Here is a 26,931-nt window from a genome sequence, read left to right as displayed (position 1 = left end):
CGAGGTTGTCGCTTCATGCCCGGCGCACTGCTCACTCCTGCTCCGCCCATCCGTGCAGCTCCGTCAGCGCACCCCAGGCTCGCACACCGGAACGGTTCCACGCCAATCATTTTCTGACCCCTCGAGGATCCGCACGCCCTGTCCGAGCGCTCGCGACCCGGTGCCCGGTCAACGCGGCCAAGCGTCCAGTCACTCACCGGATTTGCGGGCCGATACGCCCCACATCACGAAAGGCCGGCTAATAGTGCTGCGTTACATCGCCCGCAAAGCAGTCGGCTGGTTTTTGATGATCGTCATCGCGACCAACCTCACGTACTTCCTCGCTAACGCATTCCTCAAACCTGCGTCGAACTACACCGCGTTGCGACCGCCTCGAACTCCAGCCCAGATCAACCATTCGCTGGCGCTTTACAATCTCAATCCAGACAAACCGATCACGGATCGGTGGTGGCACTGGATATCTCAGATCGTGACTCACTTCGATTGGGGCCAGTCGCCGACCGGGGGCAGCGTCAACGAACAGGTCGGCTATCGGATTTTCGTCAGCGGCGAGTTGGTCCTGGGCTCGACGATCCTGTCCATCATCATCGGAGTCGGGCTGGGCGTCTACACCGCGTCGCGCCAGTACAAGGCCGCCGACCGGGTGTGGCAGGGCGTCTCCGTGCTCTCCTTCAACACGCCCTCCGCGGTGGCCTCCCTTGCGGTGGTGCTCGCGGCCATCGCGCTGAACCAGGCCCTGGGCAGCACGCTGCTGCCTGTCGCCGGAGCGCAGAGCCCCGACGCCTCCGGGTTCTGGTCGGTCTTCGGGTCCAGAGCGACGCACGCGATCCTGCCCACGATCTCGCTCACGTTCATCTCCTACGCCGGATACCACCTGTTGCAGCGATCGCTGTTGCTGGATCAGATCAACTCCGACTACGTCCGTACCGCACGGGCCAAGGGGTTGACGCAGAAGCAGGCGGTCTACCGGCACGGGCTACGGACCTCGATCATTCCCGTCGCCACTCAGGTCGCGTTCGCGATGCCGGCGCTGTTCACCGGCGCGGTGATCACGGAGACGGTCTTCGCCTGGCACGGAATGGGTGAGTACTTCACCAAGACCATCAGCACGAACGACGTGCACGGCGTCGTCGCTGTCGCAGCCTTCGGTGCCCTCATGACGGCCATCGGCGCGATTCTCGCCGACCTCGTCGTCGTGGCCCTCGACCCCAGGATCAGGGTGAGCTGACATGGCCATCAACATGCCCGGTGCCGGATCCGCCCACGAAGAGGTGCGCCCCGACGAGGCTGAAGCGCGGGGACCGGGGAGGACCGGCCCTGGTGGCAAGCGCCTCTCCCCGTCCAAGCTCTACATGCGGCGCTTCGCGCGCAACAAGGCGGCGCTCGGCGGTCTGGTCCTCTTCGCCCTTCTCATGTTCTTCTCGCTGTTCGGCCGGTACCTGACCCACTGGGACCACGTGGAGGCGGACTTCACCGCGCTCTCCGTCGCCCCCGGCGTCGGCGGCCACCTGCTGGGCACCAACGGCGCGGGCAACGACGTCTACGCCCAGCTCGTGCACGGCCTCGGCAGATCGCTGATCATCGCCGTGACGGTGTCGCTGCTGACCACCGCCATAGCCGGACTGTTCGGCACCACCGCCGCCTACTTCGGCGGCAAGGTCGAGCGGGCGATGCTCGGTCTTGTGCACTTCCTGCTCATCCTGCCCTCGTTCCTCATCATCGCCCTGGTCGGTACGCACTACCGCGGCGAGTGGCAGGTTCTGGTCGTGGTTCTCACGCTGTTCGGCTGGATGCTCACGGCCCGGGTCATCTGGTCCCTGGCCACCTCCCTGCGGGAGCGCGAGTACGTGATGGCGGCCCGCTTCATGGGCGTCAGTCCGATGCGCACCGTCGTCCGCCACCTGGTACCGAACATCGGGTCCTTGCTCATCGTGACGTTCACCCTCGGTGTCGCCTCGACCGTGCAGGCCGAGACGGCGCTCTCCTTCATCGGTTTCGGTGTCAAGCAGCCTGACGTCTCGCTGGGTTCCATGCTCGCCGACGGGCAGAGCACTCTGTCCACCGCTCCCTGGCTGTTCTACCTGCCCGCAGCCATGGTGGTGCTGCTCACCGTGGCGATGGCGCTCATCGGCGACGGTCTGCGGGACGCCCTCGACCCCACCTCGCAGTCTGGAGGCCGCGCATGATCGAGCAGCGCACTGTCACGACCAAGCCCGACACCCAGCAGCCACTGCTGTCCGTGCGTGACCTGAAGGTGGCCTTCCCGTCGGAAGCAGGCCGGGTGGAAGCCGTCCGCGGCGTCTCCTTCGACCTGCACCGCGGCAAAACCCTGGGCATCGTCGGCGAATCGGGGTCGGGCAAGTCCGTCACGTCCATGGCCGTCATGGGGCTGCTGCCCGACTACGCCGCGGTCACCGGCGAAGTCACGCTCGGCGGGCAGAACCTCCTCGACCTCGACGACCGACGGATGTCGAAGGTGCGCGGTCGGCGCATCGGCATGATCTTCCAGGACCCGCTCTCGTCGCTCACTCCGATCTTCAGCATCGGAGCCCAGATCGTCGAGGCCCTCCAGATCCACCAGGACATCTCGTCCGGGGCCGCCTGGAAACGGGCCGTCGAACTGCTGGACCTGGTCGGCATCCCCAACCCCGACCGCCGCGCCAAGGGGTTCCCGCACGAGTTCTCGGGCGGTATGCGCCAGCGGGCGGTCATCGCCATGGCGATCGCGAACGACCCCGACCTGATCATCGCCGACGAGCCGACGACCGCTCTCGACGTCACCGTGCAGGCGCAGATCCTCGATGTCCTCAAGACCGCCCAGCGCGAGACCGGGGCCGCGGTCATCATGATCACCCACGACCTCGGGGTGGTGGCCGGCTCGGCCGACGACGTCATGGTGATGTACGCCGGTCGGCCGGTCGAGCGTGCCGGGGTGGACGAACTCTTCTCGCGACCGCGCATGCCGTACACCATCGGCCTGATGGGTGCGATTCCCCGCCTGGACGACCGCGACAGGGACGCCCTGACCCCGGTCCCGGGGACTCCGCCGCTCCTGGTGGACCTCCCCGACGCCTGCCCCTTCGCAGCGCGTTGCCCCGTGGTACAGGACGCCTGCCGGGAGGCCGAACCGCCCCTGCTGGCGATCGCCGAGAGCGACACCGGCGACGAGCACTCGGCCGCCTGCCGACGTGCCGGCGAGATCGACGACGGCGCCATCGGCGGCGAGCCGATCTACCCCGTCCCGGCCCTCAGGGAGAACCGCGCCCCGGCCACCCCCCGCGAGGACCGACCGCAGGTCCTGGAACTCTCCGGTGTCACCAAGACCTTCCCGCTCACCAAGGGCGGCCTGCTCAAACGCAGGGTGGGCACCGTCTTCGCCGTCAACGGCATCGACCTGGACATTCGCGAGGGAGAGACGCTCGGACTCGTCGGCGAGTCGGGGTGCGGCAAGACCACCACACTGCTGGAGATCATGGGGCTGAAGCCGCCCGAGCAGGGCAGCATCGCCGTCTGCGGCCAGGACACGGCGGACCTGAAACGGAAGCAGGACATCAGCTCCGTCCGCCGCAACATGCAGATGGTGTTCCAGGACCCCATGGGGGCACTGGATCCCCGCATGACGGTCTTCGACATCCTCGCGGAACCCCTCCGCGCGGTCGGTGAACGCGACGGTGAGGTGCTCGGCACCCAGGTGGCGGAGCTCATGGAGCTGGTCGGACTCGACCCCGAGCACCGCGACCGCTTCCCCGCGGCCTTCTCCGGCGGGCAGCGGCAGCGCATCGGCATCGCCCGGGCGCTCGCCACGAAGCCGCGGCTGCTCGTTCTCGACGAGCCGGTCTCGGCTCTCGACGTCTCGGTGCAGGCCGGCGTCATCAATCTGCTCAACGACCTCAAGGCCGAGCTGGGCCTGTCCTACCTCTTCGTCGCCCACGACCTGTCGGTGGTGTGCCACATCTCCGACCGCGTGGCGGTGATGTACCTGGGGCGGATCGTCGAGATCGGCGCCACCGACTCCGTCTTCGACGACCCCAGGCACCCCTACACCAAGGCGCTCCTCTCCGCGATCCCCCTGCCCGATCCGGTCGCGGAACGCACCCGGGAACGAGTCCTGCTCAAGGGCGACCTTCCCAGTCCGACCGATGATCAGCCGGGTTGCCGGTTCGTCACCAGGTGTCCGCTCCACATGACGCTGTCGGAGCCGCAGAAGGAGCAGTGTCGCGGGGCGACTCCGCAGCTCACGGGGAGGGGAGACCGGGACCACCGCACCGCATGCCATTTCGCGGACACGACCACGTCTGTCGACAACTGAACTGAAAGGCTGTCATGAGAAGAACCACTCTGAGCGGGTTGGCGTTCGCCGCCGCCGCTTCCCTCGTCCTCTCCGGGTGCGGCGGTGGTGACACCGACAACTCCGGGCAGGAGAAGTCCAAGGGCGCCACCTCGGAGAACGAGGTGCTGACCTCGTACAACCCCCAGCCTGCGAGCAACCTGAAGCAGGGGGGCAAGCTGACGCTTCCCATCGTGGAGATTCCCGATCAGCTCAACACCCTGCACGGCAACGCATCGCTGTACACATCGAAGATCGCCTGGTTCTACCAGCCGCAGCTGTCCTTCAACGACCCCAAGGGCAACGTCACCTACAACGAGGACTACCTCACCGACGTCAAGCAGACGACGGTGGACGGCAACACTCAGGTCACCTACGACATCAACCCGAAGGCCAAGTGGAACGACGGCCAGGACATGGACTGGACGACGTTCCGGGACACCTGGAACGCGCTCAACGGGAAGGACAAGGAGTACGACGTCAGTTCCACCGACGGCTACTCCAGCATCGCCTCGGTCAAGAAGGGCAAGGACGCCAAGCAGGCGATCGTCACCTTCGACGGCCCGTTCGTGTACTGGAAGTCCCTCTTCGCCCAGGTCGTCAACCCGCACATCACCAAGGCCGGGGACTTCAACAAGGCTTACGTGAACAACCCCCGCCCGGAGTGGGGCGCAGGCCCTTACACCATCTCCAAGTTCGACGCCAAGGGCGGCACCGTCTCCTACAAGCCCAACCCCAAGTGGTGGGGCGCCGATCCGCATCTGGACGAGCTCACCTTCATACAGATGGAGGAAAGCGCCAGCATCAACGCCTTCAAGAACGGCCAGATCGACGCGGTAGAGGCAAGTAGCGCCGAGCAGCTCAACCAGGTGAAGTCGGTGAAGGGGACCGAGCTTCGCCGCGGCACGACCACCTCCAACAACCTCCTCGTCTTCAACAGCACCTCGCCGCAGTTGAAGGACCCGGCGGTGCGCAAGGCCGTGATGGAGGGAATCGACCGTTCCCAGCTCGCGAAGATCGCGTTCCAGGGTCTTGGCTACACCGAGCCCCTGCCTGGATCCTTCAACCTCTACCCCTTCCAGAAGGGGTACCAGGACAACTTCGGTAAACTCGTGAAGTTCGATGCCGCCACGGCGAAGAAGGATCTGGATGCCGCGGGCTGGAAGGTCGGCTCGGACGGTGTGCGTGCCAAGGACGGCAAGAAGCTGGAGCTGACCTACCCCACCATCGGTGACAGGTCCACCACCAAGGCCCGTGCCACTGCGCTCGCCCAGATGATGAAGAACATCGGCGTCAAGCTGGAGATCGAGGCGCACCCCTCCGCCGACTTCAACAAGGTGTTCACCGAGCGCGCCTTCGACATCTTCGGGATGGGCTTCATTTCGAGCGACCCGAACGGAATGCTCTACTTCTGCCAGATGTACTGCTCCGACTCCACTCTCAACGTCTCCCGCTCGGTGCCGAAGAGCATGGACAAGGAGGTCAAGGCCGTCACCAACCTGCCGACCTTGGATGAGCAGCTCGACGTCGGCAACAAGGTCGAGCTGGAAGCCATGAAGACCTACGGCATCATGCCGACCCACAACGGCTCCACCATCTGGGCCGTCAAGAAGGGTCTCGCCAACTACGGGGCGGCCCAGTTCTACGGCAACTACGGCGTCATGGGCCCGCCCGGGCTGATCGGCTGGCAGAAGTAGTAAGCCGCCCTGCCAGGGGGCTCCGCCGCAGCATCGATGCGGCGGAGCCCCCCGGCGTGCACTGGGCCCTGTTGCGTGATCGGTGGTGACGGCAGGTGACGGGGTTCGTCAACGTCCATGTGGCAACGGTGTTTTCAGGGCGGTCGGCACTGGCCATCGATGATGTGGCGGACGACGGCGAGGTGATCCGTGTCGTGGCCCGGACCCGGGATGCTCCCGTGCCCTGCCCGGTGTGCGGTGTCTTCGACGAGACGGCGGTGGACCCGCTGCGGGACCGACAGCAAAGGAGGCGTTCACCGTGCTGATGCACCTGACCGGGACCAACCGCCTGGCAGGCCAGGTGCCCGGATGCCCGTAGCGGGCTCTCCGCGCCACGACCTGCCTCGCTTTCGCCCGAGTCCGGAGTTCGCTGAGCACCACCCGGCGCTACCGCCACCCGGACATACGCAAGGCCATGCCCTCCTTGCGCCGCGCGCCCTGCCGAGCCCGATCGTCAGGACCCGCTGACGCCGGTCAAGCACGCCGGGCCGGTCCCCAGCCGGTCCCCAAGAATGATCAAGGGCCGGTTTCGGATTGTTCCGAAACCGGCCCTGACCTGAGACTCTCACAAGTCGGGACGACAGGATTTGAACCTGCGACCCCTTGACCCCCAGTCAAGTGCGCTACCAAGCTGCGCCACGTCCCGCTACGGTTCCTCCCGTTGTTCCGGGTGACCGCGCAGGACAAACATTACCTCACTCCGAGGACCGGATCGACGCACGTGCCTGGTGCGCGCGGTCGGCGAGCATCTCCGCGCCGCACGCGGTGGCCAGTTTGTGAGCCCTGGCGAGTTCGCGCGGGGAGCGGGTCGCGATGCCGTAGTCGACGAGCGCCAGGGCGTGTTCGTACGCGGCCGGGGACGCCTCCAGGTGACGGACCGCCTCGGCCAGCAGATGGACCGAGTCCTCGGGACGGGCGAAGAGGGCGACACAGCGCAGGGCCTCGCCGATCGCGGTGTCCGTGCCGAACCGTTCGGCGTGCACGCGGGCGGCGGTGGCGAGTTGGGCGGCGCGCTGCGGATCCTCCTCCGCCAGGGCGCGGGCCAGGTCACCGGCCCAGGGTGCCCACACGCCGTTGAACCTGCCCCGTGCCTCGAGTGCCTGACCGGCCGCTTCGAGTTCGGTGGCGGCCTCCTTGGTACGGCCTTCCGCCAGCAGCAGCCTGCCGCGCAGGCAGGGTGCGTCGGGCAGCACCATCGCGCTGGGGTAGGGCGGACCGAAGTCGTAGCGGTCCGCGATCTGTCGGGCCTCGGCGACGCGGCCCCGGGCGATCAGGGTGTCGATGAGCAGGCAGGCCGCGTCCCAGTGGACCGGAAGTCCGCTGCCGACGCGGTCGGCGAGGCGCAGTCCCTCGCGGAGGAAGCCCTCGGCCTCGGCGAGTCGGCCACGACGGCGGTGGACCAGGCCCAGCAGCGTATGCGCGAACGCGAGGTGCGCACCGCTCCACCCGGAGATCTCGAAGGCGCGGACGGCCTCGCCGAACAGCGCCTCGGCCCGGTCGACCTGGTCGGTGAAGGCGTACGTGATGCCGACGAGCGTGGGCAGCTCGAAGCCCCATTCGGTGTCGGTCCAGCCGAGACCCCGGGCGGGGTGGCCGTCGACCAGGGCGCGTTCGCAGAGGTCGACGATCAGCTGGGCGTTCTCGCCGCGCATCATGGCGTCGAAGGCCCGCAGCGTCAGCAGGGCCCGTTCGGCGTTGTCCCGGCCGGTGAGATGGTCGGCGTTCCGGGCGAGCCGTTCGGATCTGGCGGGCCCGTCGTCCTCCGTGGCCTGCATGCCCTCCCAGAGGAAGTGGGCGGCCTGCAGTCGCATCAGGCCGGGACCCGGCGCAGTGCGCGCGACCTCGGCGGCGAGCGCGCTCGCCGCCTCCTTGAGCTGGTTGTTGTGGGAGTGCGCGGCCGCCAGCCGGTAGGTGGCGTCGATCCGCTGCGTCTCGTCCAGACCCGGCATGTCGAGAGCGGCCCGCAGGTGCTGGACCGTGGTGGCCGGGGAGGTGAGCAGGGTGGCGCAGCCCAGCTCGTACAGCAGGGTCGCCTTGATGTCCGGATGCGGGGGCTCCTCCAGAGCACGCTCCAGACAGCGGCGGGCGGCTTCCGGGGCGCCGACGGCGAGGTGCTGCCGGGACGCCTCGCGGAGCTGCTCGACGAGTTCCGGATCGTCGTCCGGGTGCACTTCGAGGAGGTGCCGGGAGGCCGCGGCGGCGCCGAGCCCCGCACGGGTGATGGCCCACGCGGCCCGTCCGTGGAAGGCGGTGCGGGTGGCCGGCGGGATGGAGCGGTAGATGGCGGAGGCGATCAGCGGATGGACGAACTCCAGCGGATCGAACCCGGTGACGATACGGGCCTCGCGCAGCAGCGCCGTGCAGTCGGCGGCCTCGGCCTGGCTCATCCCGGCCAGCGTGGCGGCGAGGTCCTGCGAGATGTCCGTGCCGAGGACGGCCACGGCCCAGGCGAAGCGGGTGGCGTTGGTGCCGAGCCGTTCGAGCCGGGCGACGAGACCGCTGCCCCGGGCGGAGGCGCCGAGTTCGCGCAGCAGACCGGCCGACTCCTCCAGCGGTGCCAGTTCACGGTCCTGGACCTTGGCGACGAGCTCGACCGCCTCGTAGGGATTGCCTCCGGTGACGGCCCACACCTCGCGGCAGAACGGGTCGTCGGCGTGCTCGCCGAGGGCGGCGCGGGCCAGTTCGGCGGTGGCGTCCGGAGTGAGGGCGCGCAGGGCCACCCGGGTCTGGCGCGGGTGGGCGTCGCCCGTTCCGGCGTCCTGGTGCCGCGCCGCCATCTCCTCCGGCCGGTGGGCACGGACGACGAGGACCGGCAGTTCGGCGAGGCGCGCGGTGAAGGAGTCGAGCCAGGCGAGGGTTTCGCCGTCGGCCCAGTGGACGTCGTCGATCATGAGCAGCAGCGGACGGTGGCTCAGCCGGGTGGCGAGCCGGGCCACGACGAAGTCGAGGCCGTCCCGGACACCCTGCGGGTCGGCCTGCGGTCCGCTCGGTTCGGCGAGCCCGAGGGCGGGCGCGGCGATCTCGTACCAGGGACCGAACAGGTCCCGCACCTCGTCGGGCCGGAACTCGTCGAAAGCCGGTTGCAGTAACTGCCGTACGACGTGGAAGGGGACGGAGGTGACCGTTTCACCACCACGTGCGGACCAGACCGTGCAGCGGGCGGCGGCCATCGAACGGATCTCGTCGAGCAGTGCCGTCTTCCCGATGCCCGCCTCGCCGCTGAAGACCAGCAGTCCTCCGGCGGCCTGGGAGCCGCACAGGGCATCCACGGCTTGTGCGGCAGCGGCGAGTTCCGGTTCGCGCTCGTACAGTGGCCGGGACTGCTTCATCCCTACCCTCCCCAAAGTGGTGCGGACGAGTGTCGACACTAGTCGTGAACCCGGGTCCACGGACAGTGGTTCGTACACTTCATCGCAGGTGCGGGGCACAATCGAATGATGGACGCCACCAGCAGGGACCGGGACGCCGAGGGCCGGGCGCGCAACGCGCGCCCGCGTGACGGACTGGGCCGCCCCCTGCCGTACGGGGCCCCGGGAGTGGAGCGGCAGCCCGAGGGGGTGACCCGCACTCCCGACGAGACGGTGCGGGAGGCGCAGCGGCTGCTGGACGCGGGAATGCCGTTCCACGCGCACGAGGTGTTCGAGGACGCGTGGAAGTCCGGGCCGCCCTCGGAGCGGGAACTGTGGCGCGGGCTGGCTCAGTTGGCCGTGGGGCTGACGCACGCGGCGCGCGGCAACGCCACCGGCGGAGCCCGGTTGTTGCGGCGCGGAGCGGCGGCGCTCGCCGGGTTCGGGACCGCCCGGCCGCACGGGATCGCGGTCGACACGTTGATCGGCTGGGCCGGGGACCTGGCACGTCGGGTGGAGGCCGGGGAGGACGAAGGCGTACCGGGCGGCGGGGCGCGGCCCGTCGACGCGGCCGTTGAGGCACCCCGCCTGCTCGGCGGAGGCCGCTGGGGCGTGTTTCGAAAGTAGCGCCGTCCACCCGAAGGGCGGGGCCCGCGGTGTCCGGTGCGGTGCGTCGCAGGGCGGAGGGTCGTCCTCGTACCGGGCGTACGTGGACGACCCCGACAGCATGGAGAGGCGCCGTGCCAGGCGTCGCGGGCCGGACGGCGCTCTCGAAACACGCCCTGAGTACCGCGACCGGAAAGATCCACCGTCCCGTGTGCACGGGACGCGGCCCGCGCGCACGGGAGGGCGGCGGCCGGGGCCGGTGGCCCGGGCTCCCCCGGCGCCGGGGCATCGGGCAGACTCGGTGCGGTGAGAAAGATCTATGTCATCGGTATCGGCGCGGGCGACCCCGACCATCTGACCCTGCAGGCCGTCAAGGCGCTGAACAGGGCGGATGCGTTCTTCATCCTCGACAAGGGCGAGGAGAAGTCCGATCTGACCCGGTTGCGGCGGGACATCCTGGACGCGCACGCGAAGGACCGCTCGTACCGGCTCGTCGAGGCCCGGGACCCGGAGCGCGACCGCGTGGCGTCGGACTACTCGCCCGCGGTGGACGACTGGCGCCGGCGTCGCGCGGATCTGTACGAGGACTTCATCGCGCGGGAGCTGGGCGAGGACGAGTGCGGGGCGTTCCTGGTGTGGGGCGATCCGGCGCTCTACGACTCCACGCTCGGCATCCTGGAGGAGATCGCCGGCCGGGGTTCCGTGGCCTTCGAGCACGAGGTGGTGCCCGGGATCAGCAGTGTGTCCGCGCTGCTGGCCAAGCACCGCACGGGGCTGAACCGGGTGGCGCGTCCCGTGCAGATCACCACCGGGCGGCGGCTGGCCGAGGGCTGGCCCGAGGGCGTCGACGACGTGGTGGTGATGCTGGACGCGCGGCAGGCGTTCACCCGCCATCTCGACCAGGACCTGTTCATCTACTGGGGGGCGTACGTGGGGACCGAGGACGAGATCCTGGTCTCCGGACGCCTCGCCGAGGTGGCGGAGCGGATCGAGGAGTTGCGGGCCGAGGCGCGTGCCCGCAAGGGCTGGATCATGGACACGTATCTCCTGCGTCGCGGCTGAACCCGTCTTCCGCGTACAGGATCCGGAGCGCCGACGGCACGTCGTGGACGACGGGCACACCGTCGGGTGCCGGTGGGCGGCGGACCACGACCACGGGCAGGCCGAGGTGCCGGGCCGCGGTGAGTTTCGCGGCGGTGGCGGGGCCGCCGCTGTCCTTGGTGACGAGGACGTCGACGGCGTGCGCGCGCAACAGTTCCGTCTCGCCCTCGACCGTGTACGGGCCGCGGTCGAGGATCACCTCGGTGTGCCGGGGCAGCGGCGGGTCCGGGGGTTCGACGGACCGGACGAGGAAGTGGAGCCGGTCGGCGCCGGCGGCCGTGGCGAAGGCCGCCAGGCCCAGACGGCCGGTCGTGAGGAATACCCGTTCCCCCAGGCCGGGCAGTCGCTCGGCGGCGTGGGCGAGGTCTCGGGCCTGGTACCAGCGGTCGCCGGGGCCCGCCGTCCAGCCGGGGCGGCGCAGCGCGAACAGCGCGGTGCCGGTGGCCTGAGCCGCCTGCGCCGCGTGGGCGCTGATGGTGTCCGCGAAGGGGTGGGTGGCGTCGACGACGGTGTCCACGTCATGGGTGCGCAGCCAGTCGGCGAGGCCGCGCGCCCCGCCGAAGCCGCCGACACGCACCTCACCGGCGGGCATGCGGGGCCGGGCCACCCGTCCGGCCAGTGACGTGGTGACGCGGATCGTGGTGGGGCGGCCGGGCGCGGTCAGCTCGGCGGCGAGCTGCCGGGCCTCGGTCGTACCACCGAGGACGAGGATGTGGCCGGGCATGCGTCGAACCTACGTCACGTTCGCGTCCGTCCGCCCGAGCGGTGAACGGGGCGGGCCCGCAGCCATTACGATCCGGCGTCATGAGCACTTCTGACCAGGACCAGGCCGCGGACGCCCCGATAGCGGCTCCCGGGGCGGCCTCCGACGGCGTTCCGGAGGGTGAGACGAAGCAGGTACGCCGCGCCCAGGCCGGGCAGGACGGGGAACCGGCGCGGTCGGCGGACGGGGGGCCGGCCACGGGAACCGACGCCGAGGACGCTTCCGGCACCCCCGTCGCAACCTCCGAGGCGGCCGTTGCCGACGGGTCCTCCGCCGAATCCGTCGCCGACGCGGCCGACACGGGCGTCGCCGGTACGCGCGGCACCGGCACCGCCGACCAGGCGCGTCCGGAGCACGTCGCGCAGCTCGGACCCGGGTCCGAGGAACGACGGCTGACGCCACGTCAGGCGAGACGGCTCCGCATCGCTCTGTCCTCGGTCGGCATGGCCGCGATGGCCGTCGTGCTCGCGTTGCGGATCGCCAGCAGGTCTTCCGTACTCGTGGTCGGGGTGTACGGGCTCGCGCTGATCCTGTGCGGAATCGTCATCGAGCTCAGCAGGAACGGCCGCACTCGCCTCGGCACGTGGCTGCTCGTGGTGGGGCTGGTCGCGGCGATCGGCTCGGACTGGCTGCTGATTCCCTGACGTCCCGTCAGCGTCCTCGGCGGAACCCGCGATCGCAGCACGTGCACGGAACGCGCGATCGTGCCGTGGGCCTGGACGCCGGGCCCGACCCTGGCCCGGGCGCGGAGCGCGGGTCAGGACATGTGATCCGTACCGTCGTGCCATGCGGATCGACCCGGTCGAACCGGATCGCGGGCGACGACGACGTCGGCCGAGCCCGCACCGGCACCCGCATCCGCGCCGACGACGGTCATGTCCAGGGCCGGTGCGTCGTGCGGGCCCGGTGGGGCGGCTGTGAGGGGCCCGGTCCGGGTGACCGCGTCCTCGGCCCCGTCGTTCGCCGTGTGCCGCGTACGGTTCATCGGGACTCTCGGACGTGTCGGGCGTGGTCCAGCAGGGTCCGCACCGCCGCGCGGAACCCGGCGAGGCGTTCCGCCGCCTCGTCGGCACCGATGCGGGGTTCGTACACGGCGGCGGGCTTCCACTCGGGTACGGCCTGCCGGAGCGGGAGTCCCGGATCGAGGCCGAGGCGGGCGACGGCGGCGGCGCCGAGCGCGGTGACGTCGGGCAGCGCCGAGACCTCGACCGGACGTTGCAGCAGGTCGGCCTGGGTCTGCATGAGCAGGGCCGAGCGGGTCAGCCCGCCGTCGACGCGGAGCGAGGTGAGCGGGGAGCGCCGGTCGGCCGCGACCGCTTCGGCGAGCTCGACGACCTGCGCCGCGATGCCCTCGCACAGGGCGCGCACGAGGTGGCCGGGGGTGGTGTCGAGGCCCAGGCCGGTCACCGATCCGCGCAGGTCGCCGCGCCACCAGGGGGCGGCGAGTCCGGCGAGCGCCGGTACGAACGTGACACCGCCGGAGTCGGGGACGGTGGCACCGACGGGATCGAGGTCGGCGGCGCCGGAGATGACCCCGATGTCACCGAGCCAGTCGACGGCGGACGCTGCGGTGTAGACCTGTCCGTCGAGGCAGTAGTGCGTGCGTCCGCCCAGCCGCCAGGCGACACAGCTGACCAGTCCGGTGGCGGCACGGCGCGGGGCGGGCCCGGTCTGGGCGAGCAGGAACGCGCCGGTTCCGTAGGTGCATTTGGCGTCGCCCGGGTCCAGCGCGTTCTGGGCGAGCAGCGCGGCCTGCTGGTCGACGAGGAGTCCGGTCAGCGGGATCTCGGCGCCGAAGGCGGTGGTCGTGCCGACGTCCGTGTCTGAGTCGACGACGACGGGGAGGCGTTCGCCGCCGAGTCCGAAGAGGTCCAGGGCGCGCGGGGACCACTCGGCCCGTTCCAGATCGAGCAGTTGGGTGCGGCCCGCGGTCGCGGTGTCCGTGACGAACGCACCGGTCAGCCGGTGGACGAGCCAGGAGTCGCTGGTGGTGACCACGCCCTCGCGGGTGAGTTCCCGACGGATCCAGGCCATTTTGGGAGCGGCGAAGTACGGATCGAGCGGAAGGCCGGTGAGGTGCCTCAACTCGTCGTCGTACGGTTCGAGTTCGGAGCAGATCGGCGCGGAGCGGCGGTCCTGCCAGACGATGGCGTCGGTGAGGGGCCGCCCGGTGTCCGGATCCCAGGCGAGGACCGTCTCGCCCTGGTTGGCCAGGCCGACGGCCGACACGGGTTCACCCGCCTGCGCCATCGCCCGGTTCCCGGCGAGGAGGACCGATTCGAGCAGTTCCGCCGGGTCGGCCTCGACGGCTCCCCCGCTGCCGTGCCGCGGCCGGACCGGGGCCGACCCGGAACCGATCACGCCGCGTTCGGGGCAGACCACGAACGCCTTGGTGCCCGATGTGCCCTGGTCCACGGCGAGTACCGGGCCTGTCATCGACACTCCATCGGGGCGGAAGCTCTGCGGCTTGAACGGATCTGCGGTTCGAACGGAATCGTGATCATTGGTCTGCGACGCCCAGCGTGATGCAGACCACCGCCCACGTCAAGGGTCGTCCGGGCAGGGGCGCGCAATCGTTGTCGGTAAATCAACCCGCGTAAGCATCAGCGGACTTGAGTTGCCGCCTCCAGGCCGTAAGATCCGCGAATCGGTCGGGAGTTCGGGGCGACTGGCCTTACACTCACCGCCGAGCAACACCCTGACACCTTAAAGCAGTTCGGCATTCAACAGCAGTACACCCCCCACGCCCCCGAGGATTCATGAGACCGAAACACCGCCCCGAGCGCCGGGACCCGGCTTCCCGGGCACTCCGCCGTACCACGGGTTCCACTCCGCCACGGGGTTGTGCGACGTGCTGAGGAGACACTCCGTGCCCCGCTCTCCGTCCCGTCGCACGGGAGCAGGGAACGTCGATGGCCAACAGTGAATTCCGGCCGGTCTATCACCCGGCCGGCCATGACAACGATTTACGGTCCGCGTTACAGGATTTGCGCACCGGACGCTGGTTGTCCATGCGGAATCTGCTGGAGAGCACTCCGGACTGGTCCCTGTGGACGCAGCGCACGCAGGTGCTGGGCGCGGTCGCCGCCGGTTCGGACGCGGTGCAGGCGTGGCTGGCCGAGGAGCCGCACAGCGTGGCCGCCGCCGTGATGCGCGCGCGGGTCGTCGTGGAACGGGCCGTCCGCGCCCACCGCGAGGGCCATCACCGGGCCCGGGAGCTGTGGCAGGAAGCGTGGGGCGCCTGCCGGACGGCCGCGCACGCCTCGCCCGCCGATCCGGTGCCGTGGGTGTGTCTGCTCGCCCTGTCCCAGCTGGACGAGCGCCAGCAACTGGAGGAGCACCGGATGCACCCGCCGGGACCGATGCTCTTCCCCGGCCCGTGGGGGCTGCTGGCGGAGGCCGACAGGCGTGACCCGTACAACCGCGAGGCGTACCACCGGATGCTCCAGTTCGTGTACGCGCGCAAGGCGGGCGGGACGCTCTCGGAGGCATTCAACTTCGTCCAGTGGGCGGCCTCTTCGGCCCCGGAGGGCTCCGCGCTGCATGTGCTTCCGTTGTACGTACGGGTCGAGCGGTACCGGCGGGAACACGGTCACGAGAAGGCCCTGGACCTGCACTGGGTCACCGAGGACGCCGAACGGGACGCGATGCGGGCCTCGCGGCTGTGGTTCCACCGCACTCCCCCGCTGTCCCATTCCCTGCCGGATCTGAACCATCTGGCCCACGCGCTGTGGGGGGCGCTCAAATTCGCCGAGGCGGCGCCGGTGTTCGAGGAGCTCGGGCCGTACTTCACCTCGGTCCCCTGGATGTACCGGACGCGTGACCCCAAGGCCCCGGGGGGCGCCGAGGAGGTCTTCCTGCGCGCCCGGAGCCGTTGCCTGGCCGCGCCCCGCGAACCCGGGCACGGTCCGCCCGGCTGAGCCGGTACGCCGCGCAGTCGCACCGCGCTCCCCCGTTCCGGACCGGACCTCGCGCACGCGTCCGCGGTCCGGCCGTTCCCCTGTCCGTCCGTTCCCTGTCCACCGCTCACGGAGGTCTTCCCATGTCCATATCCACCCCTACCCATTCGGGCGCGGAGGCCGCCCCACCGCACGACGAGGAGCAGCGACTGCGCGAACTCGGCTATCAGCCGGTTCTCGCCCGTCGCATGGGCGGGTTCGGCAACTTCGCCATCAGCTTCTCCGTCATCTCGATCCTGTCCGGCTGCATGACGCTGTACGGCTTCGGCATGTCGACCGGCGGTCCGGCGGTGATGCTCTGGGGCTGGGCGGGTGTGGGGCTCTTCGTGCTCTGTGTCGGCATGGCGCTCGCCGAGGTCACCAGCTCCTACCCGACGTCGGGGGCGCTCTACTACATGGCCGACCGGCTCGGCGGCCGCAAGTGGGGCTGGTACACGGGCTGGCTGAACCTGCTCGGCCTGCTCGGCGCGATCGCCGGCATCGACTACGGTGCCGCGTTGTTCACCGGCGCGTTCATGAACCTGCAGTGGGGCTTCACCCCCACCCCGGGCAAGACAATGATCATCTTTGTCTGCATCCTGCTGCTGCACGCGGTGCTGAACCTCTTCGGTGTCCGTCTCGTCAGCGTGCTCAACTCCATCAGTGTGTGGTGGCATCTCGCCGGTGTCGCGGTGATCGTGGTCGTGCTGGCGGTCGTGCCCTCGCACCACCAGTCCCCGTCGTTCGTCTTCACCGAGTTCGTCAACGACACCGGATGGGACAACCCGTTGTACGTGGCGGCGATCGGTCTGCTCCTCGCCCAGTACACCTTCTGCGGCTACGACGCCTCCGCGCATCTGTCGGAGGAGACGTCCAACGCCTCGGTGACGGCCGCCAAGGGCATCGTCCGCGCCATCTGGGCGTCGTGGATCGCCGGATTCGTCCTGCTGGCCGGGCTGACCTTCGCCATCCAGGACTACAAGGGCACTCAGGAGACCGCGACCAATGTGCCGCCGGCCCAGATCATGATCGACGCGCTGGGCACCTCCGGGGCCACCGCCCTGCTGCTCATCGTGATCGCGGCGCAGCTGTTCTGCGGCAACGCCGAGGTCGCCGCCGCCAGCCGGATGGTGTTCGCGTTCAGCCGTGACAACGCCCTGCCGGGCTCGGCCCTGTGGCGCAAGGTGAGTTCGCGCACCCAGACGCCGGTCAACGCGGTGTGGCTGTCGGTTGCCGTCGCCGCGGTGCTGGCCCTGCCGTCGCTGTACTCGGCCACCGCGTACGGAGCGGTGACCGCGATCAACGTCATCGGCATCACCCCCGCCTACGCCATCCCGATCTTCCTGAAGCTGCGCTCGGGCGACCGCTTCGAGCGCGGTCCGTGGCACCTGGGCCGCTGGAGCAAGCCCATCGGCTGGATCGCCGTGGTGTGGGTGGCCTTCGTCACCGTGCTGTTCCTGCTTCCGCAGTCGTCGCCGGTGACGATCGACTCGATGAACTACGCGTCGATCGCACTGATCGCGGTGCTGGTCCTGGCCACCGTGTGGTGGTTCGTCGCACGCCGCTCGTACAGCACGCCCTCGGCGTACGGGACCGCGCGCGAGCAGGCGCAGATCGAGGAGGACGTCATCTGACCGGGCTCGCCCACGCGTCCGCGCGCAACGCCCCGGCCCTCCCCCGCCGCCACGAGCGGCGACCGGGAGGGCCGGGGCGTTGCGCGCGGACGGCCACCGCACCGCCCGTGCGCCCGTGGTCGTGAGCCGTCGCGCGCCGTTCAGCGCAGCAGCAGTTGCAGTCCGCCGAGGACGGTCGCCGCGATCACCAGTTGCTCGAAGCGCTTCTGGTCGATCCGGTCCACGCAGGCACGACCGATCCAGGCACCGGGGATCACGAACAGCAGCATGCAGGCGTCCAGCAGCAGCGAACGCGCGTCGATGAGCCCGAGGCCCACGCTGAACGGCACCTTGGACACGCTCACGATGAGGAAGAACCACGCCGATGTTCCCAGGAAGCCGAGCTTCCGGAAGCCGGTGGAAAGCAGACAGAGCGACATGACGGGTCCTCCGGCGTTGACCACCATGGTGGTGAACCCGCCGAGCACGCCGTAGGAACGGGCCTTCAGCCCGCTCCCGCGCCGGGCCGTCCCTTCGGCCCCGCCCCCGCCGGTACCCTCGACGACGTCCTCGCCGCTCGTCGGCGGTGCTCCGGCCCCCTCGCGCGCCCCGTGGTGCGGGCGCCGCCGCCACACGGTGACGCCCGCCATGAACAGCAGGATCGCGCCGATCGACACACGGATCACCGCGTCGTCGGCCCAGATCATGAACGCGCATCCCGCCACCACGCCCACCGCGACGGCGGGGAAGAGCCGCAGCAGAGTGGGCCAGTGGGCGTGTCGCCGGTAGAGGAGAACGGCGAGCACGTCGCCCACGACGAGGATCGGGAGCAGCACCCCGGTGGACTCGCGCGCCGGGAGTACGGCCGCGAAGACGGCGAGACTGATCGTGTTGGCGCCGCTGACGGCCGACTTGGAGAAGCCGACGAGAGCGGATGCCGCGGCGAGCGCCGCCCATTGCCAGAGCGTGAGGGTGTCCATGTCAAATGACGATCATAGATGCACGCTAACACCTCGGGCGCACCCTCGATACGTCGCGAAATGATCGTTCGATCACTTTCGCGGCCCCCGCGATCGATCTCTTGACCCAATAACGATCAATCGATCAGAATTCCCCCGTGACCCGAACCAGGAGCCGCGTCGGCGGCGCGGACGTCCGACCCGGGAGACGAGCCGCAGGCGACGGATTCGCCCACCGCGTACGACGTGAAAGGCCGGCTTTCCTCGCATGACCGCACCCCACCCGCGCCCTCCCTTCGAACTCCCCTCCGACGACCCGGTGCTGAGCCCGCGCACCGGCTACACCCGAGCGCACTGGGAGGCCGTGGCCGACGGGCTGCTGGCGGCCGCATGGAAGTGGGCCACTCCCGGCGGCGCCCTGCTGGACCTGCCCGGCAGGCCCTCCGTGTCCGGGGTGCGCTCCGACGGTCTGGAGGGGTACGCGCGCACCTTCCTGGCCGCCGCCTTCCGGGTGGCGGGCGCGGACGGCGAGGACCCCCACGGCTGGCTCGGCCGCTACGCCGACGGGCTCGCGGCCGGCACGCTCACCCCGGGCCGGGACGACGCCGAATCATGGCCGCTGATCCGCGACCACCCGGCCCTCGGCCAGCCCATGGTGGAGTCCGCCTCCGTCGCCATCGGGCTGCGGCTCACCCGTCCGTGGCTCTGGGACCGGCTGGAAGCCGGGGTGCGGGACCGGACCGAGGCGTGGCTGCGCGATGCCCTGCGACACCGCCCCGCGCCCAACAACTGGTACCTGTTCCCCCATGCGGTGGCCGGTTTCCTGGAGTCCGTGGGCCGCGGCGACGCGGAGACGGCCCGCGCGAAGGAACGCGCCCGCGACCTGCTGGAGGGCTGGTACCGCGGCGACGGCTGGTACTCGGACGGCGACGGACGCGCCTTCGACCACTACAACGGCTGGGCGCTGCACCTCTACCCCGTGCTGGACGCCCATCTGTCGGGCGACGCCGGTCTGTCCGCGCACTACGGCGCGCGGCTGAGCGAACACCTGGAGGGGTTCTCGCTGCTGTTCGGCGGCGACGGCGCGCCGATCCACTTCGGCCGGTCGCTGACCTACCGTTTCGCCGCCGCCTCGTCGGTCGCGCTCGGTGCCGTCACCGGGCACACCCCGCTCGCGCCCGGCGTCTCCCGACGGGTGATCGACGGTGCGCTGCGCTACTTCCTGGACCGCGGCGCGGTGGGCGCGGACGGGCTGCTGAGCCTGGGCTGGCACGGCCCGCACCCGGCCGGTCTGCAGAACTACTCGGCCCCCGCGTCGCCGTACTGGGCGTCCAAGGCGTTCGTGTCGCTGCTGGCCCCGGAGGATCATCCGCTGTGGACGGCGACCGAGGAGCCCGCGCCGAGCGAGGGACCCGACCGGGTGCTCGCGCTGCCCGCGCCCGGGCTGCTCGTGCAGTCCACGGGTGCGGACGGGATCGTACGGCTGCACAACCACGGCAGCGACCACGTGCTGCCGCACGAGGGCGAGGCCGGTGCCCCGGCCGATCCGCTGTACAGCCGTCAGTCGTACTCCACGGTGACCGGTCCCACCTCGGGCGGGAACGTAGCGGACAACCATCTGGCGGTGGTCGTCGCCGGGGCGCGCAGCGGCCGCCGGGCCATCCGTCCGCTGGGTGCGGGCGACGGGGACGGCTGGGGGTGGGCCGCCTCCTGGCACCGCCCCGTGTTCGCCTCCGGGCAGCCGATGGCGCCGGGGATGCGGGTGGAGAGTGTCACGGTGGTGCGCGGCCGGTACGAGCTGCGGGTGCACCGGGTGCTCGGCGCGCCGGACGGGGCCCGGGTGGAGCAGACGGGATGGGCGACCGGCCGTGACGACACGGTGGTGTCGGCGCTGCACGGTCTGCACGGCTGGGAGAGGCAGGACGTGGTGCGGGCACCGGAGGGCACCGCGTACACGCCGTGGGCGCAGGTGCCCCGGCTGTCCGGTCCGGCGCGGGGAACGGTGCTGCTGGTGGCACTCGCCTCGCTGACCGCGGATCCGGGCGCGGCGCCGCTCGACGCCGTGGTGAGCGATGTCGACGTGGACGGGGACACGGTGGCGGTGTCCTGGGCGGACGACGCGACGACCACCCGTGTCCGCTTCGAGCCGCTCACCATCACACACGGCTGAGCACCGGCGGACCACGGCCCGGGGACCGGGGTGCGCGGCCGGGGAGGGCCACGCACCCCGCGCCGCCCCGCCCATGGGTCCCGCGCGGGCCCGCGCCCGTGTCCTGGGCCCTGCCCGCCCTACGCGTCGGTGCGGATCACCACCACCAGGGTGCGCGGTCCGTGGACACCCTCCACGCGTTCCAGTTCGATGTCCGACGTGGCGGACGGCCCGCTGATCAGCGTCGTCGGCCGGTCGGGCACCAGCCGGGCCACCGCCTCGGGCACACCGACCTCGACCGCCGACAGGTCGACGACGCACACATGCAGATCGGGCACGAGGGAGAGCGCCCGCCTGCCCTGGTCCGGCGATCCGTCCAGGAAGATCGTGCCCGTCTCGGCGCAGCCGGCGGCCGAGGCGGTGACGACGCCGTCCAGCGCGTCGAGGCGCGGTGCCGGAAGATCGGCCGAGTCCACCCGGACCTCGCCGTCGTACGCGCCGAGCCACGACGTGTCGAGTCCGGCCGGCACCCCGATCCGCCGGGCGTCGTGTTCCCGCAGCGCCTCGGCGACGGTCGCGGCGGTACGGTCGGCGGTGCAGGTGCGCACCTCGGCCTTGTAGTCGACGAGGCGATCGGTGAAGAGGGCCAGGCGTTCGTCGTCGGGAAGGGTGCGTCCGGTGCGGTAGGCACGGTCCACGGGGGTGTCCTGGACGGGGGCGAGGGTCAGGGCGTCCTTGATCCGGCCCAGCACGGTCTCGCGTGCGGTCGTCACTTCTCCTCCTCCTTCCGCGGGTCGTCCGTGTGCTCGGCCGCGGCCGCGCGCATCGTCGCGGCTCCCTCGGCCGATGCCAGCCAGGCGCGGAAGGTCTGCTTCGGCGGCGCGGCGGTGTCGCGTCCGGAGCTCCAGTGGTCGAACGGCGGCGGCAGATGTCTGATCCTGCCGTCCCGTCCGGCGAGGACGCGGCCGAGGGCGGCGCCCTTCTGCGCGGTCGTGTACAGCCCGGGCCGTCGCATCACCGTGGCGGCGGCCTTCATGGCCAGCTTCTCCGCCGTCGTCCCGGCGTGCTCGGTGTGCTGATGGCGCAGTTCGACCAGCAGCGACGGAATGTCGATCTTGACCGGGCAGGCGTCGAAGCAGGCACCGCAGAGGCTGGAGGCGTACGGCAGCGAGCCGTTGGGGTCGCCCTTGGCCGCGTCCATCCCGGCGAGCTGCGGGGTGAGGACCGCGCCGATCGGTCCGGGGTACGTCGATCCGTAGGCGTGGCCGCCGGCCCGCTCGTACACCGGACAGACGTTGAGACAGGCCGAGCAGCGGATGCAGTTGAGGGCCTCGCGACCGATCCGGTCGGCGAGCGCCGCGGTGCGGCCGTTGTCGAGCAGGACCAGGTGGAACTCCTGCGGCCCGTCGCCCGGTGTCACCCCGGTCCACATCGAGGTGTAGGGGTTCATCCGCTCCCCGGTGGAGGAGCGCGGCAGCAGTTGCAGGAACACCTCCAGGTCCTGGTAGCGCGGCAGCACCTTCTCGATGCCCATGACGGTGATGAGGGTGTCGGGCAGGGTCAGGCACATGCGGCCGTTCCCCTCCGACTCCACGACGCAGAGCGTTCCGGTCTCCGCGATGGCGAAGTTGGCGCCGGAGACCGCCACCTTGGTCGTCATGAACTTCTCGCGCAGATAGGCGCGGGCGGCGGCGGCGAGATGCGCGGGCACGTTGTCGAGACGCGGGTCGACACCGGGGATCTCCTTGAGGAAGATCTGCCGGATCTCGTCGCGGTTGCGGTGGATCGCGGGGACCAGGATGTGCGACGGCTTGTCGTGGGCGAGTTGGACGATCAGTTCGGCGAGGTCCGTCTCGTAGGCGGTGATGCCGACGGACTCGAGGTGCTCGTTGAGGCCGATCTCCTGGGTGGCCATCGACTTGACCTTGATGACGTCGGTGCTGCCGGTCGCCTTGACGAGCCGGGTGACGATCTCGTTGGCCTCGACGCCGTCGCGCGCCCAGTGGACGGTGCCGCCCCGCTCGGTGACCTTGCGCTCCAGTTCCTCCAGGAGTTCGGGGAGCCGGTTCATGGTGTCGGTCTTGATGGCCGATCCGGCGTCGCGCAGCGCCTCCCAGTCGGGCAGCTCACCGGTGACGTCGAGGCGTTTGGCGCGGATGGTGCGAGTGGCCCTGCCGAGATTGCGGCGCAGTTGTTCGTCGCGCAGTTCGTCGTGGGCCGCCTTCGGGAACGTCCGGTCGCCGCGCAGATTGCCCGTTCCGTACGGGGAGCGGGGCGGGGTCGCGGGCATGCCGAGGAAGGTGCTGCTCATCGGAGGGCCTCCGTCGGGGCGTACGGCGCGGTGCGGGTGGCGGCGAGGATCTGCGCGAGGTGCAGGGTGCGGGTGACCGATCCGATGCGGGAGAGACCGCCGCCGATGTGCATCAGGCAGGACGAGTCGCCGGCGCTGCAGACGTCGGCGCCGGTGGTGGCGATGTTGCGCATCTTGTCCTGGAGCATCGCCGTCGACGTGTCGGCGTTCTTGAGGGCGAACGTGCCCCCGAACCCGCAGCACGCGTCCGCTTCGGGGAGTTCGACGAGGTCGATGGAGTCGACGGCGCGGAGTAGCTTCAGCGGCTTCTCGCCGACCCGGAGCATGCGCAGGGAGTGACAGGTGGGGTGGTAGGTCACGCGGTGCGGGAAGTAGGCCCCGACATCGGTGACGCCCAGGACGTCGACGAGGAGTTCGGACAGCTCGTACGTCTTGTCCTTGACGGTGGCGACCCCGGAGCGCAGCGCCGCGTCACCGTACCGCCGGGCGACCAGGTCGTGCTGGTGGCGGACCGTTCCGACGCACGAACCGGACGGCATGACGACGGCGTCGATGGACGCGTCGCCGAACTGCTCGGCGAAGTTCCGCACCAGCGGCACGGGTTCGCGCTGGTAGCCGGTGTTGACGTGCATCTGTCCGCAGCAGGTCTGCCCCGGAGGGAACACCACGTCATGGCCGAGACGGGCGAGCAGGACCGCGGTCGATTTCACCGCCTCCGGGAAGAGCGTGTCTCCCAGACAGGTGGCGAAGAGTCCGATGCGCATGAACCTCTCCGATCGTTTCTCCGATTCTTTTATGGTCCGACCATACTAGCCTCCGTCCAGAACGCGAAGGGTGCGGCGCATATTCAGGGGCCGATCCACACTTGAAAGTCATGCACCTGACAAAATGGGGTGCAGCCGACCGGCCCGGAACAGATCGGCCGACGGCCTCACACCTGTCCGGCACCCTCGTCGACCAGCGTGCCGTGGAGGTTGCGGATATGCCGTTCGACCAGGTCGGCCGCGTCCGCGCCCCGCCCGGCCCGGACCAGCCCCAGCAGTTCGGCGTGCTCCGCGTCGAGCGCGGCGGCCGTGGCGGGCCAGTCCTCGGCCCGCTCCAGCGCCCGCAGGATCAGCGGGCGCACCGACTCGCGCACGGCGGAGGTGAGCGTGGAGGTCAGCTCGTTACCCGAACTGCGGGCGATGTGGACGTGGAACCGGGTGTCCAGGTCGTTGAACTCGGCGACCTCGATTCCGGGCTCCCTCATCCGCTCGACCAGGCCCTCCGCCTCGTCGAGGTCCTCCTTCGAGGCATGCCGCGCGGCCGCCTCGAAACTGGACCGCTCCAGCGCGACGCGCGCCTCCAGGACGTCATGGAGCCCGTAGCTGCCGAGGGCGAAGTGCAGGCGCAGCAGCCGCCCGAGGGCGTCGTCCGGATTGCGCACGATCCGCGCCCCCGCGTCCGGCCCCCGGCCCGGCTGGGCGACCAGCACGCCGATGGTCTCCAGCACCCGCAGCGCCTCGCGCAACGCGGACCGGCTGACCCCGAGCACCGGTGCCAGCTCCCGCTCGGGGGGCAGGCGGTCACCGGCCTTGAGCTCACCGGCGAACACCCGCTGTTCGATGCTCTGAAGCACGAGTTCATGCGTGCGCGACTGCCGTACGGGCTGCCACTCGACCGGCATCCGTCACCCCCTGCCCCGGCCGGTGTCGTCCGGCCGCCGTCGCGTCCTCTGCTCCGCCTCCCACTATGTCACATATAACGTATGGTCGGACCAAAGAGCGGAGTCAGTCACCGACGACTCCGTGCCGCCCCGCACCGCCGCCGAACCGGGCGGCCCCGGCCCGCGTCTCCCCCGCGGCGAGCGGCACCAGGCCGTGCCGGTGCTCGGCGGCCAGGGCGTCCCGCTCGTCCAGACCGTGCTGCTCCCGCACCGAGAGCCGGTCGTGGCGCAGGCACAGCTGCGGGAACGCGGCGATCTCCCGGGCCAGCCGCTCCGCGGCGCGACGGGCCCCACCGGGCGGGACGATCCGGTTGGCGAGCCCGATGGCGTACGCCTCGGACGCCGTTACGGGGCGCCCGGTGAGAATCATGTCCATGGCCCGGCTCTCGCCGATCAGCCGAGGCAGCCGCACGGTTCCGCCGTCCACCAGCGGCACTCCCCCACGGCGACAGAACACCCCGAACACGGCGTCGTCCTCGACGACCCGCAGATCGCACCAGACGGCCAGCTCCAGTCCCCCGGCGACCGCGTGCCCCGCCACCGCCGCGATGACCGGCTTGCCCAGGGCCATCCGGGTCGGGCCCATCGGTCCGTCGCCCTCCGCCCGCACCCGGTTGCCCCGTTCGGTGCCGATCGCCTTCAGATCGGCACCGGCGCAGAACGTACCGCCCTCGCCCCAGAGCACGGCGACGGACGCGTCCGGGTCCGCGTCGAACTCTCGGAAGGCATCGGCCAGTTGCCCGGCGGTCGGGCCGTCCACCGCGTTGCGCACCTCGGGCCGGCTCAGGATCACGGTGAACACGGGCCCGTCGCGCTCGATCCGTACCGCAGACCGCTCGTCCATGGTTCGTCCTCCCGCGACGGACCGCCGTTGCCCGGCGGGGGATTCCGCCGCCGGGAAGTACCCCGATGGTGCCCGTCGCACACGCCCCCCGCCAACGGATTCATCTGATTCTCAGGCAATCGCTCTACGGTGGGCCCTGTGACCCAGACGAGCCCGCCCGGCTGGCATCCCGACCCCGGGCATACAGGAATCGGCCCCCTTCACGAACGCTGGTGGGACGGCACGCGATGGACGGACCATCTGCGCGTGCCGCCCGCCGCCATCCGGCGGCGCCGGAGGCGTATCGGCATCGGCGTCGCCGCCGGAGTGGTGGTGCTCGCCACCGTCGCGGGCGGCCTCTTCCTCCTGAACGACTCCGACGACGCGCCTGCGGGGCGGGACGCGGCCAGGGCACCGTCCACCGGGCCCGACGGCGCCCCCGGAGGGCGTGGCGGGGAGAACCGGGGCGGCGAGGACCGTACGCCGGGGCGGGAACGGCCCCGGGTGGAGGACGGGTACGCCACGGACCTGCTCAGCGGCATCAGCCTTCCGGTGCCGAAGGGCTGGACGGGCCGGTCGGGAGTGTCGGGCGCCGACGTGACCACGGGCGAGTACCCCTGCCCGGGAGACGCGTCTCAGCAGTGCGTGCGCGGAGGGGTGTTCTCCGCGCCGGCGAAGGCCCTGAAGCTCGACACGGGGACGGCGAAGGCCACGGCGACGCGGGACATCTCCGCCAACGCCACGGAGTCCTACGGTGAGAAGATCTACGGCGGCATCACCTCGCACGAGGAACTGAAGTCCGGGGCGGTCACGGTGGCGGGCCGTCAGGGCTACCTGGTGCGCTGGAAGGTGGTGACGAAGAACGGCGACGACGGGTACGTGCAGTCGCTGGCCTTCCCGTCCCCCCGCGACGAGGACACGATGGTCGTCGTCCGTTCGGGGTTCGACATCGGTCCGCAGGCGCCCGCACTCTCCGTCATGGACGACATCACCAAGGGCATCAAGGCGGCCGCCACGACGGGCTCCGGCCCGGGCACCACCGCGTAGCCTCCCGGCCCTGTCCTCGAACCGCCACCCGTCGTCCGGCCGGACGACGGCAGTTCGGGGACACGGCCCAGGCGCGTGCGGCTCTGAGTACGAGAGGCGATCGGGCTGAGTACGCGGACCGGTCCCCCGTCCGCGCGCGGCTGGTCGAATGACGGTCATGGTTCCCGACACACCGCACCGCCCCCGCCTCCAGCACGTGACCACGGCCGGTACGGCCCTCGCCGTGACCCTGGCCCCGCTGGTCATCGGCGTGCTCCTGGCGAAGGCCATGGCCGCGGACCCGATGACACCGGTCAACGCGCTGGTCACCAGGGGCGGGCAGCCCGTTCCCCTCTCGCCCGCGCAGTGGCGCGGGTGCGGTGCCCGGGCGCTGCGCGGGTGGCGGGTTCCGCTCGGCGGTCGCGGACGGGCGGCGGCGCGCGCACGGCTGCGCGCGAGCACGCGGATCACGCGCGAGCGCTGAGGGAGCACCGCCCCCGCCAGGCAGTCCCCGGTGGGCCGTCCCT

The 26,931-nt window shown here is 70.8% G+C and carries 21 protein-coding genes and 1 tRNA gene; 12 read left to right on the top strand and 10 right to left on the bottom strand.

What is annotated here, in order from left to right:
* Positions 1-244: 244 nt before the first annotated feature.
* From AB0E67_RS15670 to AB0E67_RS15655, 4 genes are read left to right on the top strand one after another with little or no spacing between them, the layout of a single operon-like run.
* Positions 245-1,228, top strand: a complete 984-nt coding sequence (locus tag AB0E67_RS15670; protein WP_362026267.1) for an ABC transporter permease — start codon at positions 245-247, stop codon at positions 1,226-1,228.
* A 1-nt stretch (position 1,229) separates the two neighbouring features.
* Positions 1,230-2,186, top strand: a complete 957-nt coding sequence (locus AB0E67_RS15665) for an ABC transporter permease (protein ID WP_362026264.1) — start codon at positions 1,230-1,232, stop codon at positions 2,184-2,186.
* Positions 2,183-4,309 (top strand): ABC transporter ATP-binding protein, encoded by a 2,127-nt coding sequence (locus tag AB0E67_RS15660; protein ID WP_362026261.1) that lies wholly within the window; start codon positions 2,183-2,185, stop codon positions 4,307-4,309. The genes AB0E67_RS15665 and AB0E67_RS15660 overlap by 4 nt, the downstream gene beginning before the upstream one ends.
* 14 nt (positions 4,310-4,323) lie before the next feature.
* The gene (locus AB0E67_RS15655; RefSeq protein ID WP_362026258.1) at positions 4,324-6,024 is read left to right on the top strand and encodes an ABC transporter family substrate-binding protein; all 1,701 of its coding nucleotides are present in this window, start codon (positions 4,324-4,326) and stop codon (positions 6,022-6,024) included.
* 611 nt (positions 6,025-6,635) lie between these two features.
* Here AB0E67_RS15655 and AB0E67_RS15650 read toward each other — a convergent pair.
* Both AB0E67_RS15650 and AB0E67_RS15645 read right to left on the bottom strand, forming a co-directional pair.
* A tRNA-Pro gene (locus tag AB0E67_RS15650) sits at positions 6,636-6,709 on the bottom strand.
* Between the two features lie 49 nt (positions 6,710-6,758).
* Positions 6,759-9,392 carry an AAA family ATPase gene (locus AB0E67_RS15645; RefSeq protein WP_362026256.1) on the bottom strand — a complete coding sequence of 878 codons (2,634 nt, stop codon included), beginning with the start codon at positions 9,390-9,392 and terminating at the stop codon, positions 6,759-6,761.
* 108 nt (positions 9,393-9,500) lie between these two features.
* On the opposite strand from AB0E67_RS15645, the gene AB0E67_RS15640 reads away from it, so the two are divergent.
* Together AB0E67_RS15640 and cobF are read left to right on the top strand one after the other, a co-directional pair.
* Positions 9,501-10,037 (top strand): DUF309 domain-containing protein, encoded by a 537-nt coding sequence (locus AB0E67_RS15640; protein WP_362026253.1) that lies wholly within the window; start codon positions 9,501-9,503, stop codon positions 10,035-10,037.
* 285 nt (positions 10,038-10,322) lie between these two features.
* Complete coding sequence (cobF, locus tag AB0E67_RS15635; protein ID WP_362026250.1) at positions 10,323-11,078, top strand: precorrin-6A synthase (deacetylating); 756 nt, start codon at positions 10,323-10,325, stop codon at positions 11,076-11,078.
* Here the strand turns inward: cobF and AB0E67_RS15630 are convergent.
* Positions 11,047-11,841 carry a cobalt-precorrin-6A reductase gene (locus AB0E67_RS15630; protein ID WP_362026247.1) on the bottom strand — a complete coding sequence of 265 codons (795 nt, stop codon included), beginning with the start codon at positions 11,839-11,841 and terminating at the stop codon, positions 11,047-11,049. The genes cobF and AB0E67_RS15630 overlap by 32 nt on opposite strands.
* Before the next feature lie 80 nt (positions 11,842-11,921).
* Here AB0E67_RS15630 and AB0E67_RS15625 point away from each other — a divergent pair, with 80 nt between their 5' ends.
* Positions 11,922-12,524 (top strand): hypothetical protein, encoded by a 603-nt coding sequence (locus AB0E67_RS15625; RefSeq protein WP_362026244.1) that lies wholly within the window; start codon positions 11,922-11,924, stop codon positions 12,522-12,524.
* Between the two features lie 337 nt (positions 12,525-12,861).
* Here AB0E67_RS15625 and AB0E67_RS15620 read toward each other — a convergent pair whose 3' ends face one another.
* Positions 12,862-14,316, bottom strand: a complete 1,455-nt coding sequence (locus AB0E67_RS15620; protein WP_362026242.1) for an FGGY family carbohydrate kinase — start codon at positions 14,314-14,316, stop codon at positions 12,862-12,864.
* Positions 14,317-14,792: 476 nt separating this feature from the next.
* On the opposite strand from AB0E67_RS15620, the gene AB0E67_RS15615 reads away from it, so the two are divergent.
* Positions 14,793-15,800, top strand: coding sequence for a hypothetical protein (locus AB0E67_RS15615; protein ID WP_362026239.1), 1,008 nt, complete (start codon positions 14,793-14,795; stop codon positions 15,798-15,800).
* Between the two features lie 122 nt (positions 15,801-15,922).
* Entirely contained in the window at positions 15,923-17,452 is a 1,530-nt protein-coding gene (locus tag AB0E67_RS15610) for an amino acid permease (protein ID WP_362026236.1), read from the top strand.
* A gap of 140 nt (positions 17,453-17,592) precedes the next feature.
* Here AB0E67_RS15610 and AB0E67_RS15605 read toward each other — a convergent pair whose 3' ends face one another.
* A complete protein-coding gene (locus tag AB0E67_RS15605) occupies positions 17,593-18,411 on the bottom strand; it encodes a sulfite exporter TauE/SafE family protein (RefSeq protein WP_362026233.1) in 819 nt (272 codons plus the stop codon).
* A 247-nt stretch (positions 18,412-18,658) separates the two neighbouring features.
* On the opposite strand from AB0E67_RS15605, the gene AB0E67_RS15600 reads away from it, so the two are divergent.
* A complete protein-coding gene (locus tag AB0E67_RS15600) occupies positions 18,659-20,560 on the top strand; it encodes a DUF2264 domain-containing protein (protein WP_362026230.1) in 1,902 nt (633 codons plus the stop codon).
* Positions 20,561-20,679: 119 nt separating this feature from the next.
* Here AB0E67_RS15600 and AB0E67_RS15595 read toward each other — a convergent pair whose 3' ends face one another.
* From AB0E67_RS15595 to AB0E67_RS15575, 5 genes are all read right to left on the bottom strand, one after another.
* Positions 20,680-21,312 (bottom strand): LUD domain-containing protein, encoded by a 633-nt coding sequence (locus AB0E67_RS15595; protein WP_362026228.1) that lies wholly within the window; start codon positions 21,310-21,312, stop codon positions 20,680-20,682.
* The gene (locus tag AB0E67_RS15590; protein WP_362026225.1) at positions 21,309-22,850 is read right to left on the bottom strand and encodes a LutB/LldF family L-lactate oxidation iron-sulfur protein; all 1,542 of its coding nucleotides are present in this window, start codon (positions 22,848-22,850) and stop codon (positions 21,309-21,311) included. Before AB0E67_RS15590 ends, AB0E67_RS15595 begins: the two co-directional genes overlap by 4 nt.
* Positions 22,847-23,614: a (Fe-S)-binding protein gene (locus AB0E67_RS15585; protein ID WP_362026222.1), complete on the bottom strand. Its 768-nt coding sequence runs from the start codon at positions 23,612-23,614 to the stop codon at positions 22,847-22,849. Before AB0E67_RS15585 ends, AB0E67_RS15590 begins: the two co-directional genes overlap by 4 nt.
* 167 nt (positions 23,615-23,781) lie before the next feature.
* Positions 23,782-24,516, bottom strand: a complete 735-nt coding sequence (locus AB0E67_RS15580; RefSeq protein ID WP_362026219.1) for an FCD domain-containing protein — start codon at positions 24,514-24,516, stop codon at positions 23,782-23,784.
* Between the two features lie 103 nt (positions 24,517-24,619).
* Entirely contained in the window at positions 24,620-25,399 is a 780-nt protein-coding gene (locus tag AB0E67_RS15575) for a crotonase/enoyl-CoA hydratase family protein (RefSeq protein WP_362026216.1), read from the bottom strand.
* Positions 25,400-25,537: 138 nt separating this feature from the next.
* On the opposite strand from AB0E67_RS15575, the gene AB0E67_RS15570 reads away from it, so the two are divergent.
* Positions 25,538-26,425: a DUF2510 domain-containing protein gene (locus AB0E67_RS15570; RefSeq protein ID WP_362026213.1), complete on the top strand. Its 888-nt coding sequence runs from the start codon at positions 25,538-25,540 to the stop codon at positions 26,423-26,425.
* A 157-nt stretch (positions 26,426-26,582) separates the two neighbouring features.
* Entirely contained in the window at positions 26,583-26,888 is a 306-nt protein-coding gene (locus AB0E67_RS15565; protein WP_362026211.1) for a hypothetical protein, read from the top strand.
* Positions 26,889-26,931 lie beyond the last annotated feature (43 nt).

The organism is Streptomyces sp. NPDC032161 (assembly GCF_040636995.1).
Classification (GTDB): Bacteria; Actinomycetota; Actinomycetes; order Streptomycetales; family Streptomycetaceae; genus Streptomyces.
Note: the sequence above shows the minus strand (reverse complement) of the source record. Positions and strands in the feature narration are given on the sequence as shown.

What these genes read in the sequence shown, in the direction of transcription:
- AB0E67_RS15665 (WP_362026264.1), top strand. Translation starts at nt 1,230, where the DNA reads ATGGCCATCAACATGCCCGGTGCCGGATCCGCCCACGAAGAGGTGCGC.
- AB0E67_RS15660 (WP_362026261.1), top strand. Translation starts at nt 2,183, where the DNA reads ATGATCGAGCAGCGCACTGTCACGACCAAGCCCGACACCCAGCAGCCA.
- AB0E67_RS15655 (WP_362026258.1), top strand. Translation starts at nt 4,324, where the DNA reads ATGAGAAGAACCACTCTGAGCGGGTTGGCGTTCGCCGCCGCCGCTTCC.
- AB0E67_RS15645 (WP_362026256.1), bottom strand. Translation starts at nt 9,392, where the DNA reads ATGAAGCAGTCCCGGCCACTGTACGAGCGCGAACCGGAACTCGCCGCT.
- AB0E67_RS15640 (WP_362026253.1), top strand. Translation starts at nt 9,501, where the DNA reads ATGGACGCCACCAGCAGGGACCGGGACGCCGAGGGCCGGGCGCGCAAC.
- AB0E67_RS15630 (WP_362026247.1), bottom strand. Translation starts at nt 11,841, where the DNA reads ATGCCCGGCCACATCCTCGTCCTCGGTGGTACGACCGAGGCCCGGCAG.
- AB0E67_RS15625 (WP_362026244.1), top strand. Translation starts at nt 11,922, where the DNA reads ATGAGCACTTCTGACCAGGACCAGGCCGCGGACGCCCCGATAGCGGCT.
- AB0E67_RS15620 (WP_362026242.1), bottom strand. Translation starts at nt 14,316, where the DNA reads ATGACAGGCCCGGTACTCGCCGTGGACCAGGGCACATCGGGCACCAAG.
- AB0E67_RS15615 (WP_362026239.1), top strand. Translation starts at nt 14,793, where the DNA reads ATGGCCAACAGTGAATTCCGGCCGGTCTATCACCCGGCCGGCCATGAC.
- AB0E67_RS15610 (WP_362026236.1), top strand. Translation starts at nt 15,923, where the DNA reads ATGTCCATATCCACCCCTACCCATTCGGGCGCGGAGGCCGCCCCACCG.
- AB0E67_RS15605 (WP_362026233.1), bottom strand. Translation starts at nt 18,411, where the DNA reads ATGGACACCCTCACGCTCTGGCAATGGGCGGCGCTCGCCGCGGCATCC.
- AB0E67_RS15600 (WP_362026230.1), top strand. Translation starts at nt 18,659, where the DNA reads ATGACCGCACCCCACCCGCGCCCTCCCTTCGAACTCCCCTCCGACGAC.
- AB0E67_RS15590 (WP_362026225.1), bottom strand. Translation starts at nt 22,850, where the DNA reads ATGAGCAGCACCTTCCTCGGCATGCCCGCGACCCCGCCCCGCTCCCCG.
- AB0E67_RS15585 (WP_362026222.1), bottom strand. Translation starts at nt 23,614, where the DNA reads ATGCGCATCGGACTCTTCGCCACCTGTCTGGGAGACACGCTCTTCCCG.
- AB0E67_RS15580 (WP_362026219.1), bottom strand. Translation starts at nt 24,516, where the DNA reads ATGCCGGTCGAGTGGCAGCCCGTACGGCAGTCGCGCACGCATGAACTC.
- AB0E67_RS15575 (WP_362026216.1), bottom strand. Translation starts at nt 25,399, where the DNA reads ATGGACGAGCGGTCTGCGGTACGGATCGAGCGCGACGGGCCCGTGTTC.
- AB0E67_RS15565 (WP_362026211.1), top strand. Translation starts at nt 26,583, where the DNA reads ATGGTTCCCGACACACCGCACCGCCCCCGCCTCCAGCACGTGACCACG.